Here is a 14,412-nt window from a genome sequence, read left to right on the forward strand (position 1 = left end):
GCTCCCTCTAGAAACTCAGTCCGTGCTTCTCGAAATGCTTTGCCAGCGCCTGCATGTAATCCTCGCCGCGGAACGGGCCGCGGGCACCGATGGCGGCCTCCAGGAACGGGCCGTATTCCTCGTCGTTGACGTAGGTCGACCAGTGCGTGATCTGGCCGTCCTCGTTGGTGTCGACGAAGCTGATGGAGTAGAAGCCCATCACCTCGCCGGTGTTCACGTTGGTGCCCTGCCAGCGGTAGCGCTGCACGAACCCGTTCTCGGCCGGCCATAGCTTGAAGTCCACCGGCTTCCAGTCCGGAAAGGTGATGCCGTAGGCCTTGGCCTCGATGGTGGCGGCCATATCCCAGTGCGTCGCGACGTCTTTGAGTACCAACTCCTGACCGGCAGCGAAGTAGGGCGAGGTGTACACCGCGTCGTCGGTGAACTCCCACTCGTCGTAGTTCTCGCCCTCGGCGACCTTCTGCAGCACGTACTTGTCGCGGTAGCTCTCCGCCATCCGGCGATGCTTGGCGATCCGCTCTTCCAGATTCATCGATGTCCCTCTTCTGTGGTTGGGCGCTCCGGTGGCAGCGCAGCGCTGCCCGGCTTGGCTTGCAATCCCCAGGTGCCGAATGCCATCCCGGTCATGGTGTACGTGCCGACGATGAAGATGACCTCCATCGCGGCCCGCTCACCGATCGTGTCGACGAGGCGTTGCCAGGTGGACCACTGGGCCTTTCCGTCGTCGATCAGTTCGTCGACCGTGTCCAGCACGATCCGGTCGGCGCCGGCGAACGCGTCGTTGCCCTCGATGAGAGCGGCGACATCGTCGTCGGTGACGCCGACCGCAGCACCCATCCGGACGTGTTGGCCCCATTCGAAGGCAGATCGGTGCCGCAGCGCCACCCGCAGGATGACCAGTTCGCGCAGCCGCCCGGCGAGCTCGCCGCGCTGCAGCAGAAATCCGTTGAACCGCAGAAAGAGTCGCGCCATCTCGGGGTGGTGCGCGAGCATGCCGATGATGTCGAAGTTCAGCGGGTCGTATGCCTCACCGGATCCGGCCCGGGGCACCTCGTCGGCCGGCAGCCCGAGCAGCGCACCGAAAGCCGCGTATTCGGCCTCACCCCACTGATCGGCGGTCAGCGGTGCCATCTGCTGGGATTCGTTCACGACGGATACTCCATCTGCAGGTAGAGATCGAGGCGGCTGATGCGTCCGTCGGCACTGAACGCGTAGACCGACAGCGAGTTCACCACGCTGCGGAAATCGCCTACCGCACTGCGCTCTTCGAGCTCGAGGAAGACCAGGTCGCCATGTTCGGTGATCCGCTGGAAGGTGCACTCCCATTCGGAGGTCCTCGCCCAGCCGGTCAGGAACTCGACGTAGCCGGCCCAGTCCATCTCCTCCTTGAACGCGCCGACCCGGTGGAAGTTCGCGGTGTCGACGAGTTCGGCCAGTGGCGCCCAGCCCTCGGCGTCGAACCCGGGCTTCTTGGCCTCGCCGACCAGGCGGCCGGTGGTCGCGGCGTACTCCAGGACGGTGCGGCTGTGGCCGGTGTGCGCGCTGACGATCTCGGCGAGTTCGGGCATCAGGTGGCGGATCGAGGGGTATCGACGGACATCGAGGGAGTCCCTTCTTCGGGTCGGTGTTCGCGAAGAGATGGCGACATCGGGGCTGTGACGCCAGTCACGACAGTACAGATTTGAATTTCAGATACAAGACTGTATTTGAGATTGATCTCTGCGAGGATGAGCCGATGACCGAGCGTTGGACCAGGGAACGCCGCATGGAGCAGACCCGCACCGTCCTGCTCGACGCGGCGGAGAAGACCTTCGCCGGGCGTGGGTACGCCGGTTCGCTGGAGGACATCGCCGAGGCCGCCGGGTACACCCGCGGCGCCATCTACGCGCAGTTCGGCGGTAAGGAGGAACTCTTCCTCGCGGTGATCGAACGGCACCGGCAGCGCTTCCTGGACGGGTTTGCCGACGTGATGGAGTCCTTCGACCGGTTCGCCGACATCGACGTGGAGGGGTTCGCCGAGCGGTGGCGGGTGCTCAGCGGCACCGACGCCCAGCAGGCGGCGGCGTTGAACTACGAGTTCACCCTGTTCCTGATGCGTCATCCGGCGGCCCGGGACCGGGTGGCGGCCCAGCGCCGGGAGACGGTTCGCTCGCTGGCCGAGTACATCACCAAAGGCGTGGCGCGACTGGGTGGTTCGTTGAGGATTCCGGCCGAATCGCTGGCCCGGGTACTGCTGGCGACCAATGACGGTGTCACGCTGGCCAGCCACCTCGACGGGGAGGACCTCTACCGCACGTTCCTGCAACTGGTGATGTCCAGCGTCGGCCCGCCGGACGGCTGACGAGAAGAGCGTAGACTATCTAACTATGGGGCGCGCCGACAATGACACCTGGGACCTGGCAACGAGCGTGGGGGTGACGGCCACCGTGGTGGCCATGCAGCGGGCCATCGCGACCCGCTTCGGGACCGCCGGCGTACACGATCCCTACGCCGAGCCGCTGGTCTCTGCGGTGGGTGTGGACGTGTACACCCGCCACGCTCGCGGACAGTTCGGCGCCCCGGGGCAGGGTGAGGTGCGCGGGATGGCCGACGGCATCGCCGTGCGCACCCGGTACTTCGACGAATTCCTCACTGCCGCAGTGACGGCCGGGATTCGCCAGATCGTGATCCTCGCCGCAGGCCTGGACACCCGCGCCTACCGGCTGCCCCTGCCCGCCGACGCGGTGGTCTACGAGCTCGATCGGTCCCCGGTCATCGACTTCAAGACGCGCACCCTTGCAGATCTCGGGGCGATGCCGGTGCCCACCCATCGCCCGATCGGTGTCGACCTGCGCGACGACTGGCCCGCGGCGTTGCGAGCAGCCGGATTCGATCCGGCCCGCCCGACCGCGTGGCTGGCCGAAGGCCTGCTGATCTACCTGCCGCCGGAGGCGCAGGATCGGTTGCTGGACAACATCACCGAGCTGAGCGCGCCGGGCAGCCGGATCGCCACCGAGAACACGGCCACCGTCAGTGTCGAGGACCTGAAGGTGATCGGTGAACGCACCCGCGCCATGCGGCAGGTATGGCGGGACAAGGGGATCGACCTCGGCGAAGACGTCGACGTCACCGAACTGTTCTACCCCGGAGAGCGCACCCCGGCCGCAACTCACCTGAGCGACCGCGGCTGGACCGCCACCTTGCGCAAGAGTTCGGAGCTGTTCGGCGACTACGGCATGCCGCGCTCGACCGACGTGCTGTCCTCGTTCGGGGACATCACATACCTGTCCGCGCAGTTGCGGTGATCAGGCCGCGCTGATGTACACCGCGGCGGGCCCCCGAACCGCGAAGTTCCGGCCGTAGCCGACCTGCCCGTCCACCCGCCAGCGCGACAGCGCGGCCAGGAGCTCCTCCAGGAAGATCTGGGCCTCCAGGCGGGCCAGGTTCATCCCCAGGCAGCTGTGCAAGCCGAACGCAAAACCCAGGTGCGGCAACTTCTTCCGGAACAGATCGAAACGCTCCGGGTGCTCCCAGCGGGCCGGATCCCGGTTCGCCGCGCCGAGCAGCAGGGTGATGCGCCGGCCGTCCGGCACCCGGGCATCGCCGACGAACGCCCGATCGCCGATCGCGTCACGGAACACCGAGTGGGTGATGGTCTCGTGGCGGTGCACCTCCTCGACCGCCGCCGGGATCAGTTGCGGATCCTCGACCAGGGCGTCGCGCTGGTCGGGGTGGGCGGCCAGCGTCACCACGATCTGGGCGAGCAACTTGGCGGTGGTCTCGTTCCCGGCGAACACCAACTGAGTGTTGGACGCCACGATCTCCTGCTCGGTCATCTGGGTGCGCGCGTAGTCGTGGCGCACCATGGTGGTGATCAGATCGCCGCCGGTGAAGGACGGGCAGCGCCGCCGGGTGATCTGTGCGCGGATGTACTCGTTGAGTTCGGCGGTCGCTGCCTTGCCGACCGCGATCAATCGGGCGCCGCGCTCGCCCGGGTTGGTGTACCCCTCGGCCGAGGCGCCCATCGCGTCGCTCCACTCCGCGAACCGGTCGGCCATGTCCGACTCGATACCGAGCAGGTGTGCGATCACCTCGGTGGGGATACCGCGGGTCAGTTCGGCGACCACCTCGACGGTTTCGCCGGCCCGCAGCCGACGCAGGCACGGCGCCAGGCGGGCGCGGATCACCTCGGTGATCGCCGGGCGCAGCGCAGCCAGGGCACGCGGCCGGAAGTCGTCGGACCAGATGGCGCGCATCCGGTCGTGATGGGAACCGTCGTAGAACTCCATCGTCGGACCGCCGAACACCCCGGCCTGCTCGGCCTGGCCACGCTCGGATCCGAAAACCGTTGGGGTGGTGAGAATCATGCGGGTGTCGTCGAAACCGGCGACCATGAACCGGTTGACCTGCTCGTTGAACACCACCCCGCCCAGATCCCGGATCTGCCGGTAACGTGGCCACGGGTCGCGGACGAAATCGGGGTCGGCGGTATCGAACGTGAGCTCTGGGACGTCCGACACGGATACCTCCGGAGGTGGGTTCGGCAAGCTGGTACCGAGGTTAACAAAAGTATGCGAGTCTGTAACGCATGGGCGCGAACTTCAGGGACCTCGGCCGGGAGCTGTCGAACTGGGGCCGTTGGGGTCCCGACGATCAACTGGGCACCCTGAACTTCGTCACCGGGGAGCACATCCGGGCCGCGGCCACGGAGGTGCGCTCGGGCCGGGTGTTCCAGCTGAGCATCCCGGTCGGCAGCAACGGGCCGCAGAGCGGAATCGGCGGGCGGCTCAACCCGGTGCACCTGATGTCGATGGCACCGCACGACTGGTCGGATCCGCACGGTGTGCAGATCTCCGATGACTGGATCATCATGCCGCTGCAGTCGGGCACCCAGTGGGACGGCCTGGCCCACGTCGCCTACGACGACCAGATGTACAACGGGTATTCCACCGACGAGGTCGGCGCCCGATTCGGCGCCCGCAAGCTCGCCGTCGACGCGATGACCGATCGGCTGGTCGGGCGCGGTGTGCTGCTCGACATCGCCCGCCTCAAGAAGGTGTCGTGGCTGGAGGGCGGCACCGCCATCACCCCCGACGATCTGGACGCCGCCGAGCGGGCCCAGGGTGTCACAGTGGGCGAAGGCGACTTCCTGTTCATCCGGACCGGTTGGCGGGCAAAGCTTGTCGCGGACGGACCGGACGGATGGATGAAGACCGAGCCCGGCCTGAACCTGGCCTGCGCGCGTTGGCTGCACGAGCGCTCGGTGGCGGCGCTCGGGTCGGACAACTGGGCCATCGAGGTCCTTCCGAGCGAGCAGTCCGGCACCGTGGTACCGCTGCACTGTGTGCTGATCCGCGATATGGGCATGCCGCTGGCCGAGATATTGGACCTGGAGGACCTGTCCGCGGCCTGTGCCGAGGATGGCCGATGGTGCTTCCTGCTGGCCGCGCCGCCGTTGCACATCAGTAATGCGGTCGGGTCGCCGACCACCCCGATCGCGATCAGATGACGGCCTTCCAGTACCGGTTGCGCACCCGGGCGCCGCTGGTGTGCATCGAGGACTACCGTGCTGCCGCCCGTCGCGCGCTGCCCACGATGGTGTGGGCGTATCTGGACGGCGGCGCCGAAGACGAGCGGACGCTGCGCGCGAACCGGGCGGTGTTCGCGAACTGGTCACTGCGCCAACGTGTGCTGGCCGGCCACAGCGTCGCCCGCGCCACCGTCGAGTTGTTCGGGGAACGGCTGGACCTGCCGGTGCTGCTGTCGCCCACCGGTCTGACCGGGTTGGCGCACTGGAGCGGTGAACTCGGTGCGGCCCGTGCGGCCGAGCAGTCCGGCACCCGGCTGACGCTGAGCACCGCGTCGTCCTATTCGATCGAGGAGGTGGCCGCCGGCACCCGACACGACCACTGGTTCCAGCTCTACCCGTGGGGTGAGCGCGCGGGTTTCATGGCGTCTTTGCTCGACCGCGCCCGCGACAGCGGCTATCGCACCCTGGTGGTGACCGTCGACGTCCCGGTGCAGGGAAACCGGGTGGGGGAGCGTCGCACCGGGATGGGCCACCCACCGATCCTGACTCCCCGCCGAATCGTCGACGCCGCGATCCGGCCGGCCTGGTGGTACGGCTTGCTGCGGCACCGCAGGATGACGATGGCCAATGTCACCGGCACCCGCGGGGCGGCCGGCGCGGTGGAATCGGTGGCCGTGCAGCAGCGTCAGATCCGGCCCGATCTGACGTGGGCGGATGTGGCCGCACTGCGGGACCGCTGGGACGGCCCGTTCGTGGTCAAGGGAATCCTCGACCCCTCAGATGCCGAACGCGCGCTGCAGATCGGTGCCAGCGGGGTGGTGGTCTCCAATCACGGTGGCCGTCAACTGAATCCGGCGGTGCCGTCACTGGCCGCGCTGCCGGAGGTGGTCGACGCGGTCGGGGGACGGGCCGCGGTGCTGCTCGACGGCGGTGTGCGGACGGGCAGCGACGTGGTGACCGCGCTGGCACTCGGTGCCGATGCGGTGATGATCGGCCGGCCCTGCCTGTACGGGTTGGCGGTCGCCGGGGCCGATGGTGTGGCGGCGGTGCTGGGCGTTCTGGCCGCCGAGATCCGGCAGACGCTCACCCTGATGGGCGTCGGCAGCGTCGCCGAATTGTCCCGCGAGCACCTGATCGCGGCGCCGCCTTCTGCACCCGGGCGGTGAAACGACCCGAGGTCGTCAGGCCGGGAAGAAGCCGTCGCCGGTCAACACACCGGGCTGCCAGCCCCGCGCGCCCAGGCACAGCATGGGCCGGCCGTCGGTGGTCTGCGCGGCACCCTTGGCCACCGAGCAGGGGGCGCCGACCTCCTGGACACCGTGCAGCTCATAGGAGATCGTCCAGAACCCGGTGTAGACCGGCGGCCACTGGTTGGGGATCCAGCTGCACTTCATCGGCTGCCCGCCGCGGCCGCGGCCGAAGGTGAACAGCTGGGTGTTCTCACAGGGTGCGCCGAGCGCGGCCTGGTAGTTCATGCCCGGCACATCGGTGGGGTAGCGGCCCGACTCGTCGTCGGCAACCGCGGCCGGGGCAAAACCCAACGCCACCGCCGCCCCCGCAACCGCTGCGGTGACCGTCCATCCTCTGCGCATGTCCCACCCTCTGCCGGTCGTCCCCGTACCGCGGCAAAGTCTAGTGAGCAGGACGGCCCGCGCGGGGCTATTCGGGCGCGTCGAGCACACTGACCGCGATTCCGTACGGCAGGAAGCGGACCCGTCGCGCCGGGTCGGTGTTGTTCTTGTTGGCCCGCAGCGCGTCCAGCTCGGTGGGATAGACCTCTTCGATGTGGGCCCCGCCGTCGGCGTCCACGGTGTAGATCGCCCACACCCCGTCGCCCGCGTCACCGGTGGTTTCCGGCCTGGACGGCTGGGCCTGCCCGGTGAACTGGTCGATCAAGGTGGCCCAACCCGCGCGCTTGCCGAACCGGTCGAGCGCGTCGCGCAGCCCCTCACCGGCCTCGCGGGCGAGCCTGTCAAAATCTTCAGGGTCGATACCGAACGGCCCGTTCTGGCTCATTGCCGTCCTCCTTCACACAGGGGTGGTACCCAAGGATATGTCCACAAGTCGAAGTGCGGTTCTGGCGACGGTGGAGCGCTCGCCCGCGGCGGCAGGTGCGCACGACCGGATCGGCTGGGTCGGGTTGTTCACCGACACGGCCACCATCGAGGACCCGGTGGGTTCGCGCCCGCATGTCGGGCGGGCCGAGATCGAGCGGTTCTACGACACCTTCATCGGTCCCCGCGACATCACCTTCCACCGGGACATCGACATCGTGGTGGGCCAGACGATGCTGCGCGACCTGGTGCTGGAGGTGGCCATGGGCCCCGCGGTGACGATGCGCATCCCGGCGATCCTGCGGTATGACGTGATGCCGGCCGGGCTGACCGAGGACGACCTGCGTATCTCCCGGTTGCAGGCGTACTGGGAACTGCCGGCCATGGCGTGGCAGTTCGCCCGCAACGGGCCCGCGGCGGTACCGGCGTCCCTGCAGTTGACCCGCGCGCTGCTGGCCAATCAGGGGCCCGCAGGCGCGGCCGGGTTCATGTCGGGGCTGGCCGGGGCCGGAGGCCGTGGCAAGCGGTGCGTGGCGCAGGTGGTCGACGACGCGTGCGCAGGCAACGAGATGTCGGTGCGGCGCCTGCTCGGGCCGGACGCCGAGATGCGCGCCGGTGCGCGCCGGTTGCGGCCCGCCGAACTCGTCGAGGCGCTGACCGGAGCGCGGCGGCGCACCACGGTGGTGGCCGGTCGCCATGTCGCCGTCAGCGTGACCGGGCCCGGTGGCGACGCCGTGCTGATCGCGGACGTGGGGTTACGGCCGACCCGGATCCGCCGGTTGCGGGTGTTCTTCGATGACGGCCCGGAAGGCGACCACGCCGGGGGCCGTGCCCGGGGCTGAGGCGCCCGGCATGAGACGGTTATAGCCACCATGGACAGTTCTTCGCCCGCCGAGCCCCCGGTAGCCGACGCTGCGCAGCAGTATCTGAGCTACGAGGAGTTCGGCCGCCGGTTCTTCGAAGTGGCGGTCACCGAGAAGCGTGTCGCGGACGCGATCGGGGCGATCGCGGGCGACGAGTTCGAGATGGGCCCGATGGGTCAGGGGCCGGGCGGAATCGCCAAGGTCACGGCGCGCGTGAAGGTGCAGGCACCGCGGGTCACCCGGCAGGTGGGACGGGCCATCACCTTCGACATCCGGATCCCGCTGGAGATCAAGATGGTCATCGACCTGAAGATCGACAAACCCCGGTTCCAGGTGTTCGGTGAGATCGCGCTGACGGCCACCGCCCGCGCGGCCGCCCCGCTGCTGCTCATCATCGACGTCAACAAGCCGGGCCCGCGCGACATCTCCATCCACGTCACCTCGGGCACGCTGCGGGCCGAGGCGCTGCGCGTGCTGGCCGGTATCGACGCCGAGATCAAACGGTTCATCGCCGCGCACGTGGTGGGGGAGATCGACAGCCCCGGTGCGCGGCAGGCGCGCATCATCGACATCGCCACCCAGATCGACGCCGGCTGGGCCGGCATGTGACCCCGTAGGATCACAGCCATGCGCCGCATCACGACCTGCCTGCTGTCCACCTTCGCCGTGGCCTCCGCCGCGCTGGTGGTCGCGGCGCCGGCATCCGCGGACTCGGTGGCCGACAGCTTCCTGACCGCCCTCGATCAGGCCGGGGTCACCGCACCCACGGCCGTCGACAAGGTCGCACTGGGGCAGTCGGTGTGCCCGATGCTGTCCGAGCCGGGGCAGAACGCCGCGAACGTCGCCGCCAGGGTGGCCGACACCGCGGGGATGCCGCTCGGGCCGGCCACCATGTTCACCGGGGTGGCCATCTCGATGTTCTGCCCGGCCGCCGTGGCCGGCATCGGTGACGGCAAGGTGTTCGGCCTCGAACCCGCGGGGCTGCTGGACATCTCGCGTGGCCTGGCGGGCGTCTGAACCCGGGTCGTCAGCCGACTTCGAGCAGGACCTTATCGCCGATCAGGCGCAGCGGTTCCAGACCGGGCAGCACCCCGGACATCCTGTTCCGGTCCAGTGCGATACCGCCGGGTCGCTCCACCGCAATGACGCTGCCCGGGGCGGGAAGGTCGCCGGCGGTCTGCTCGACGCTGTCCGGTCCCTCCGGCGCCGCGTTCACGGGTGCGGCCCATCCGATCGACGTGCCCGCCAGCGCCACCCCGAGCGCTGTGATGAATCCTCTTGCCCACATGGCCCAATGCCTTCTTTCGCTTCTGCACGATGCAACCGGCGGTGTGGGCGCTAAATTCCGGCGGCCGACAAATTCTTGACAATCGGCCTACGGTCCGCATTAGCCTGCGGTATGCCGCGATTGAGCGCAGGTCTGCTGGTGTACCGCGTCATCGAGGGCATCGCCGAGGTGCTGATCGGACATCCGGGTGGCCCGTTCTGGGCGCGCAAGGACGACGGCGCCTGGACCATCCCCAAGGGCGAGTACGACGACACCGAGGACCCTTGGGTCGCGGCCCGGCGGGAATTCACCGAGGAGATCGGGCTCCCGGCGCCGGACGGCCCACGCATCGAGTTCGCACCGCTGCGCCAACCCAGCGGCAAGGTGGTCACGGTCTACGCGGTCGAGGCCGACCTGGATATCCGCGATGCGGTGAGCAACACGTTCACGCTGGAGTGGCCGAAGGGGTCCGGCAAATTCCGCGAGTACCCCGAGTTGGACCGGGTGGGCTGGTTCAGTGTCGTCGACGCACGCGAGAAGCTACTCAAAGGTCAACGGCCGCTGCTGGATTCACTGATGCAGGAGCTGGGCCGCCGAGTTCCCGGCGACTGACCGATCAGGGCAGGCCGTTGCTGCGGCGGATCTGTTCGCGGCATTCCCGGCGGGTCTGCCCGGTCTGGTCCATGCACACCCGCACCGGCGACTCCTCGGCGACCGGCAGCGGCTCCTCGGTCGGGTCCGTGCTGGTGACTGTCGGGATGGGGACGGCGCCGGGGGTGAGCGACCAGATGGTCGCGTTGGTGTCCTGCAGCGTCGCGCAGTAGGCCGTCGCACCGTTGGCAGTGACCGCGGTGGCACCCGCCGGCAGGCAGTCGGCCCCGATGGTCACCGTTGCTGCTGCCGGGGCGGCCGCGGTGGTGGTCGCCGTCGTGGTCGTGGCTGCCGTCGTCGTGGTGGTGGTGGTCGTGGTGGTGGTGGCTGCCGTCGTCGTGGCGGGAGCCGCCGTGGTGGTGGCCAGGGGTTGGGCGCGCTCGTCGTTGTCGGCGCGGTTCAGCTCGTAGAGGGCGGCCGCGGTCGCGGCGCACAACGCGACGGCGAGCACCGCGGTGACGATGACGGGCCCGCGCAGCTTGCGCGCCGGTGCGACCGCCGGGCTCACCGGCGCCGCCTGGGTCAATCCGAGCGTGTCACCGGCCAGTTGGTGGCTGAGCGCCTGCGCGAAATCGGCACACCGCTCGAACCGGTCGGCAGGGTCCTTGGCCAGCGCCCTGGCGAACACCGGGTCCAGGTGCGCGAGTTCCGGGCGGCGGTCGCCGATGGCCGGGGGCGAGGCCGAGAGGTGCTGGCTGATGACCACCGCGGGATTGGAGTTCTGGAATGGTGGCTTGCCGGTCAGCAGTTCATAGGCGGTGGCGGCCAGCGCGTACTGGTCGGCCTGCCCGGTCACCGCGGTGCCCATCAGCTGTTCCGGTGCGGCATAGGACACCGTGCCGACCGTCATGTTGGTGGCGGTCAGTCCGCTGACGTCATCGGACCACCGGGCAATACCGAAGTCGGCCAACAGGATTCGTCGATCGGCAGACCGTGTGTCGGAAAGCAGGATGTTGGCCGGCTTGACGTCGCGGTGCAGCAGATTGCGCTCATGCGCATAGTCCAGCGCGCCGGCCACGGCGGTGACGATCTCGTCGACCTGTCCGGGCGGCAGCCCGCCGGGGTGCTGCTCGCGCATGTACCGGGCGGTGTCGGTGCCCGGCACGTAGTCCATGGCGATCCACAACTGACCGTCATGCTCACCGCGGTCGTGCACCCCGACGATGTGCGGATGCCACAGCGTCGCCGCGATATCGGCTTCGCGTTCGAACCGTTGCCGGTACTCGTCGTCCGCGGAGACGCCCGCCTTGAGGACCTTCAGCGCGTCCTGGCGCGGCAGTCGCGGATGCTGCGCGAGATAGACCTCGCCCATCCCGCCGGTGCCGAGGCACTGCACCACGGTGTACCCGGCGAAGTCGGCCCCGGCTGCCAGCGGCATCGGCGAATCCCAGACGCCGGGCTCAGGCCGGCGGCGGGACTGGTGCCGGCGACGTCGGGACGCCCGCGCCGGGAGGCGGCATCGGGGTGGGCGTCACGGTGGTGACACCGTTGGCGCCGACGGTGCGCCCGCCGGGGCCGGATCCGGTCGAATTGCTCAGCCCGGCCTCGTCGAAGGCCTCCTGGGTGCAGTTGAGCATCAGGATCATCCGCCCGGAGGTGTTGAACTTCTGCTTGTCCACCACGCACATGCTCTGCTGCAGGTCGCTGCCGACGGCCCCGCCGAAGGTCGCCTTGATGCCGGAGCCGGCCAGGATCTGCACGGCGCGGCCGTAGGTCTGGCCGACGACGTTGTAGGGGCTGTCACTCTCCGAGGCCGGAGCGGAATGGGCGGTGCCGCCTGCGGCGATCGCCATCGCCACTGCTGCGGCGCTGGTGCCGAGCCCCAACGCAAGTACCTTGTTCACGTGCCCTCCGGGTGTCGCGGTGCGTTGCGAAGATATCGCAGAACCACACCTGTAGAAACTCCAGTCACGATTCCATCGTCCGTACCTGGGTTTTCATTACTTCGGCCAGCGCGTTGGCGCGCGGGTCGGTGAAGATGTCCTCCAACCGCAGCCGGCGGCCGTCGGGGCCGGCCAGCGGCACCCGCCAGTTCGGGTACTCGTCGGTGGTGCCCGGCTGGTTCTGCGCCCGGACGTCGCCGACCGCATCCGGCAGTGCCAGCGCCAGCAGCTTGGACGGGGTCAGGCCCAGGTAGGCGTACAGGCCGCGGATGATCTCGTCGGTGTCCGGGGTGTCACCGACCAGCCCGAGGCGGCGCAGTTCGTCGAGCCAGGCGGCCTGCTCGGCGCGGTCGTGCGCGAGTTCCTCGGCGGCCGGTCGGGTCAGCAGGCCGAGTTCTTCGCGTATCCGGATGTGCTCGCCGGCGAGGTAGCCGGCCGTGGGCGGCAGGTCGTGGGTGGTCACCGAGGACAGGCAGGCGCTACGCCAGCGGTCGGCGGGCAGCGGCTTGTCCGCACGGCCCCATTCGCGGTCCCGTTCGAACCACAGGATCGAGGTGCCGAACAGGCCGCGCGCGGCCAGGTAGTCGCGCACCCATGGCTCGACGGTGCCGAGGTCCTCACCGACCACGACCGCGCCGGACCGCATCGCCTCCAGTGCCACGATGCCGATCAGGGCGTCATGGTCGTACCGCACATAGGTGCCCTCGGTGGGTGGCGCGCCCGCGGGGATCCACCACAGCCGGAACAGCCCGATGATGTGGTCGATGCGTACCCCGCCGGCGTGCCGCAGCACCGCGTTGACCAGTGCCCGGAACGGGGCATACCCGGCTTTCTCGAGCTGATCGGGCCGCCACGGCGGTTGGGACCAGTTCTGTCCGAGCTGGTTGTACTCGTCCGGTGGCGCGCCGGCGCTGACTCCGAGCGCCAGCACGTCCTGCAGCGCCCACGCGTCCGCACCGTCGGGGTCCACCCCGACCGCCAGGTCGTGCATGATGCCCAGCGTCATCCCGGCCTGCACGGCGGTGGCCTGCGCCGCGGTCAGCTGGTCATCGAGCAGCCACTGCAGCCAGCGGTGGAAGTCGACGGCCTCCGGGTGCGCGGCGGCGAACGCCGCGACGGCGGGGCTGTCGGGGTGGCGGAGTTCCGCGGGCCACCGATGCCAGTCGGCGCCGTGCACCTCGGCCAGCGCGCACCAGGTGGCGAAATCGTCGAGGCTGCGGCCTTCACGGTCCCGGTAGCCGGCGTAGGCGAGTTCGCGGCCGGCCGAGCGCGGCACCCGGTACAGCTGTGCCAGCGCCGCCCGCTTGACCTTCCACGCGGCGTCCCGGTCGATGCCCTCGCCGCGCTGCGCCCGGGCCGCCAGGTCGGCGCGCGCCTTGCGCAGCGGGCCGCGCTTGCGCAGGAACGCATACTCGGGAACGGCTTCGACGCGCAGATAGAGCGGGTTGACGAAGCGGCGCGAGGTGGGTAGGTAGGGCGAGGGCTCCATCGGGGCCACCGGGGCGGCCGCGTGCAGCGGGTTGACCAGGATGAATCCCGCGGCGTGCTGTGTCGCCGACCAGACGGCAAGGTCGGTCAGGTCGGTGAGATCGCCTGTTCCCCAAGAATTCTCGGAGGTGACGCTGTACAGCTGGGCGGCCAGGCCCCAGTTGCGGCCGGCCGGCGCCGGCAGCACGCCAGGCGCGACGATGAGCACCGTGCTGCTGTCCACCGCGGCGCTGCGCGCGTGTAGCCGGTGATAGCCGGGAGGCAGGTCGGCGGGCAGTTCGAAGGTTGCCTCACCGACAAGTCGGCCATCCAGATCATATGGTGCATGGTTGTTTTCGAGTTGGCGCAGCTCCGAGCGGGTGGTCCCGTCCTCCAGCCGGATCCACACCTCGACCGGATCACCGTGGGTGACATGGACCCAGAACGCGCTGGTGGCACCGGAGCGCGCGACGACGGTCGGCGGCAGCGGGTGTGCCCAGTGGTCCCGTTCCTGGGCACGCCGCGCCTCGATGCGTTCGGCCTCGGTGCCCGCGGCCACTCCGAGTGCGGCCAGCACTCCGACCAGGGTGCCCTCGGAAACCGGGACGGTGCGCCCGCGCCAGTCCACGAACTCGGGCGCCACGCCGTACATCTGTGCGAGGTCGGCCAATTCGCTCATCCCGCAATCTTGCCGGATTCCGCTGGGCGTCGCTGGACT

General features: G+C 69.4%; 18 protein-coding genes. 8 read left to right on the top strand and 10 right to left on the bottom strand.

The genetic code is table 11. The features are described from left to right. Window positions 1-7: 7 nt before the first annotated feature. The 3 genes from V4U86_RS11585 to V4U86_RS11595 are packed head-to-tail and all read right to left on the bottom strand — an operon-like array spanning window position 8 to window position 1,568. A complete protein-coding gene (locus V4U86_RS11585; protein ID WP_395311339.1) occupies window positions 8-532 on the bottom strand; it encodes a hypothetical protein in 525 nt (174 codons plus the stop codon). Beyond that, window positions 529-1,149, bottom strand: a complete 621-nt coding sequence (locus tag V4U86_RS11590) for a carboxymuconolactone decarboxylase family protein (protein WP_395311340.1) — start codon at window positions 1,147-1,149, stop codon at window positions 529-531. The genes V4U86_RS11585 and V4U86_RS11590 overlap by 4 nt, the downstream gene beginning before the upstream one ends. Further along, the gene (locus V4U86_RS11595) at window positions 1,146-1,568 is read right to left on the bottom strand and encodes a hypothetical protein (protein ID WP_395311341.1); all 423 of its coding nucleotides are present in this window, start codon (window positions 1,566-1,568) and stop codon (window positions 1,146-1,148) included. Before V4U86_RS11595 ends, V4U86_RS11590 begins: the two co-directional genes overlap by 4 nt. Window positions 1,569-1,735: 167 nt before the next feature. On the opposite strand from V4U86_RS11595, the gene V4U86_RS11600 reads away from it, so the two are divergent. Beyond that, on the top strand, window positions 1,736-2,341 hold the full coding sequence (locus V4U86_RS11600) for a TetR/AcrR family transcriptional regulator (RefSeq protein WP_395311342.1): 606 nt from the start codon (window positions 1,736-1,738) through the stop codon (window positions 2,339-2,341). 25 nt (window positions 2,342-2,366) lie between these two features. Beyond that, on the top strand, window positions 2,367-3,284 hold the full coding sequence (locus tag V4U86_RS11605; protein WP_395311343.1) for an SAM-dependent methyltransferase: 918 nt from the start codon (window positions 2,367-2,369) through the stop codon (window positions 3,282-3,284). On the opposite strand, the gene V4U86_RS11610 is transcribed toward V4U86_RS11605, so the two are convergent. Then, entirely contained in the window at window positions 3,285-4,499 is a 1,215-nt protein-coding gene (locus V4U86_RS11610) for a cytochrome P450 (protein ID WP_395311344.1), read from the bottom strand. It abuts the gene before it with no gap. Window positions 4,500-4,567: 68 nt separating this feature from the next. On the opposite strand from V4U86_RS11610, the gene V4U86_RS11615 reads away from it, so the two are divergent. Next, on the top strand, window positions 4,568-5,488 hold the full coding sequence (locus tag V4U86_RS11615; RefSeq protein ID WP_395311345.1) for a cyclase family protein: 921 nt from the start codon (window positions 4,568-4,570) through the stop codon (window positions 5,486-5,488). Beyond that, window positions 5,485-6,675, top strand: coding sequence for an alpha-hydroxy acid oxidase (locus V4U86_RS11620; RefSeq protein ID WP_395311346.1), 1,191 nt, complete (start codon window positions 5,485-5,487; stop codon window positions 6,673-6,675). Before V4U86_RS11615 ends, V4U86_RS11620 begins: the two co-directional genes overlap by 4 nt. 15 nt (window positions 6,676-6,690) lie before the next feature. Here the strand turns inward: V4U86_RS11620 and V4U86_RS11625 are convergent, their stop codons facing one another. Then, on the bottom strand, window positions 6,691-7,101 hold the full coding sequence (locus V4U86_RS11625; RefSeq protein WP_395311347.1) for a hypothetical protein: 411 nt from the start codon (window positions 7,099-7,101) through the stop codon (window positions 6,691-6,693). A gap of 67 nt (window positions 7,102-7,168) precedes the next feature. Beyond that, entirely contained in the window at window positions 7,169-7,525 is a 357-nt protein-coding gene (locus tag V4U86_RS11630) for a hypothetical protein (protein WP_395311348.1), read from the bottom strand. A gap of 37 nt (window positions 7,526-7,562) precedes the next feature. Between V4U86_RS11630 and V4U86_RS11635 the strand changes: the two genes are divergently transcribed. The 3 genes from V4U86_RS11635 to V4U86_RS11645 are packed head-to-tail and all read left to right on the top strand — an operon-like array spanning window position 7,563 to window position 9,443. Then, entirely contained in the window at window positions 7,563-8,405 is an 843-nt protein-coding gene (locus tag V4U86_RS11635) for a ketosteroid isomerase family protein (protein ID WP_395311349.1), read from the top strand. A gap of 30 nt (window positions 8,406-8,435) precedes the next feature. Continuing rightward, window positions 8,436-9,035, top strand: a complete 600-nt coding sequence (locus tag V4U86_RS11640; RefSeq protein WP_395311350.1) for a hypothetical protein — start codon at window positions 8,436-8,438, stop codon at window positions 9,033-9,035. A gap of 18 nt (window positions 9,036-9,053) precedes the next feature. Beyond that, window positions 9,054-9,443, top strand: coding sequence for a DUF732 domain-containing protein (locus V4U86_RS11645; protein WP_395311351.1), 390 nt, complete (start codon window positions 9,054-9,056; stop codon window positions 9,441-9,443). Window positions 9,444-9,453: 10 nt separating this feature from the next. Here the strand turns inward: V4U86_RS11645 and V4U86_RS11650 are convergent, their stop codons facing one another. After that, the gene (locus V4U86_RS11650) at window positions 9,454-9,714 is read right to left on the bottom strand and encodes a hypothetical protein (protein ID WP_395311352.1); all 261 of its coding nucleotides are present in this window, start codon (window positions 9,712-9,714) and stop codon (window positions 9,454-9,456) included. A gap of 111 nt (window positions 9,715-9,825) precedes the next feature. Between V4U86_RS11650 and V4U86_RS11655 the strand changes: the two genes are divergently transcribed. Then, on the top strand, window positions 9,826-10,305 hold the full coding sequence (locus tag V4U86_RS11655; protein WP_395311353.1) for an NUDIX domain-containing protein: 480 nt from the start codon (window positions 9,826-9,828) through the stop codon (window positions 10,303-10,305). A gap of 4 nt (window positions 10,306-10,309) precedes the next feature. Here V4U86_RS11655 and V4U86_RS11660 read toward each other — a convergent pair whose 3' ends face one another. From V4U86_RS11660 to malQ, 3 genes are all read right to left on the bottom strand, one after another. Further along, a complete protein-coding gene (locus tag V4U86_RS11660) occupies window positions 10,310-11,722 on the bottom strand; it encodes a serine/threonine-protein kinase (RefSeq protein WP_395311354.1) in 1,413 nt (470 codons plus the stop codon). 22 nt (window positions 11,723-11,744) lie between these two features. Then, window positions 11,745-12,188, bottom strand: coding sequence for a hypothetical protein (locus V4U86_RS11665; RefSeq protein WP_395311355.1), 444 nt, complete (start codon window positions 12,186-12,188; stop codon window positions 11,745-11,747). Between the two features lie 64 nt (window positions 12,189-12,252). Further along, window positions 12,253-14,373: a 4-alpha-glucanotransferase gene (gene malQ / locus V4U86_RS11670; protein WP_395311356.1), complete on the bottom strand. Its 2,121-nt coding sequence runs from the start codon at window positions 14,371-14,373 to the stop codon at window positions 12,253-12,255. Window positions 14,374-14,412: the final 39 nt, after the last annotated feature.

Origin of the sequence: Mycobacterium sp. AMU20-3851, assembly GCF_043974665.1 — a bacterium.
In the GTDB taxonomy this organism is placed as follows: Bacteria; Actinomycetota; Actinomycetes; order Mycobacteriales; family Mycobacteriaceae; genus Mycobacterium.

Excerpts from the sequence above, each read along its gene's own strand:
- V4U86_RS11640 (WP_395311350.1), top strand. The coding sequence starts at position 8,436 with ATGGACAGTTCTTCGCCCGCCGAGCCCCCGGTAGCCGACGCTGCGCAG.
- V4U86_RS11595 (WP_395311341.1), bottom strand. The coding sequence starts at position 1,568 with ATGCCCGAACTCGCCGAGATCGTCAGCGCGCACACCGGCCACAGCCGC.
- V4U86_RS11585 (WP_395311339.1), bottom strand. The coding sequence starts at position 532 with ATGAATCTGGAAGAGCGGATCGCCAAGCATCGCCGGATGGCGGAGAGC.
- V4U86_RS11600 (WP_395311342.1), top strand. The coding sequence starts at position 1,736 with ATGACCGAGCGTTGGACCAGGGAACGCCGCATGGAGCAGACCCGCACC.
- V4U86_RS11655 (WP_395311353.1), top strand. The coding sequence starts at position 9,826 with ATGCCGCGATTGAGCGCAGGTCTGCTGGTGTACCGCGTCATCGAGGGC.
- V4U86_RS11645 (WP_395311351.1), top strand. The coding sequence starts at position 9,054 with ATGCGCCGCATCACGACCTGCCTGCTGTCCACCTTCGCCGTGGCCTCC.
- V4U86_RS11650 (WP_395311352.1), bottom strand. The coding sequence starts at position 9,714 with ATGTGGGCAAGAGGATTCATCACAGCGCTCGGGGTGGCGCTGGCGGGC.
- V4U86_RS11620 (WP_395311346.1), top strand. The coding sequence starts at position 5,485 with ATGACGGCCTTCCAGTACCGGTTGCGCACCCGGGCGCCGCTGGTGTGC.
- V4U86_RS11630 (WP_395311348.1), bottom strand. The coding sequence starts at position 7,525 with ATGAGCCAGAACGGGCCGTTCGGTATCGACCCTGAAGATTTTGACAGG.
- V4U86_RS11625 (WP_395311347.1), bottom strand. The coding sequence starts at position 7,101 with ATGCGCAGAGGATGGACGGTCACCGCAGCGGTTGCGGGGGCGGCGGTG.
- V4U86_RS11660 (WP_395311354.1), bottom strand. The coding sequence starts at position 11,722 with ATGCCGCTGGCAGCCGGGGCCGACTTCGCCGGGTACACCGTGGTGCAG.
- V4U86_RS11615 (WP_395311345.1), top strand. The coding sequence starts at position 4,568 with ATGGGCGCGAACTTCAGGGACCTCGGCCGGGAGCTGTCGAACTGGGGC.
- V4U86_RS11635 (WP_395311349.1), top strand. The coding sequence starts at position 7,563 with ATGTCCACAAGTCGAAGTGCGGTTCTGGCGACGGTGGAGCGCTCGCCC.
- V4U86_RS11605 (WP_395311343.1), top strand. The coding sequence starts at position 2,367 with ATGGGGCGCGCCGACAATGACACCTGGGACCTGGCAACGAGCGTGGGG.
- malQ (WP_395311356.1), bottom strand. The coding sequence starts at position 14,373 with ATGAGCGAATTGGCCGACCTCGCACAGATGTACGGCGTGGCGCCCGAG.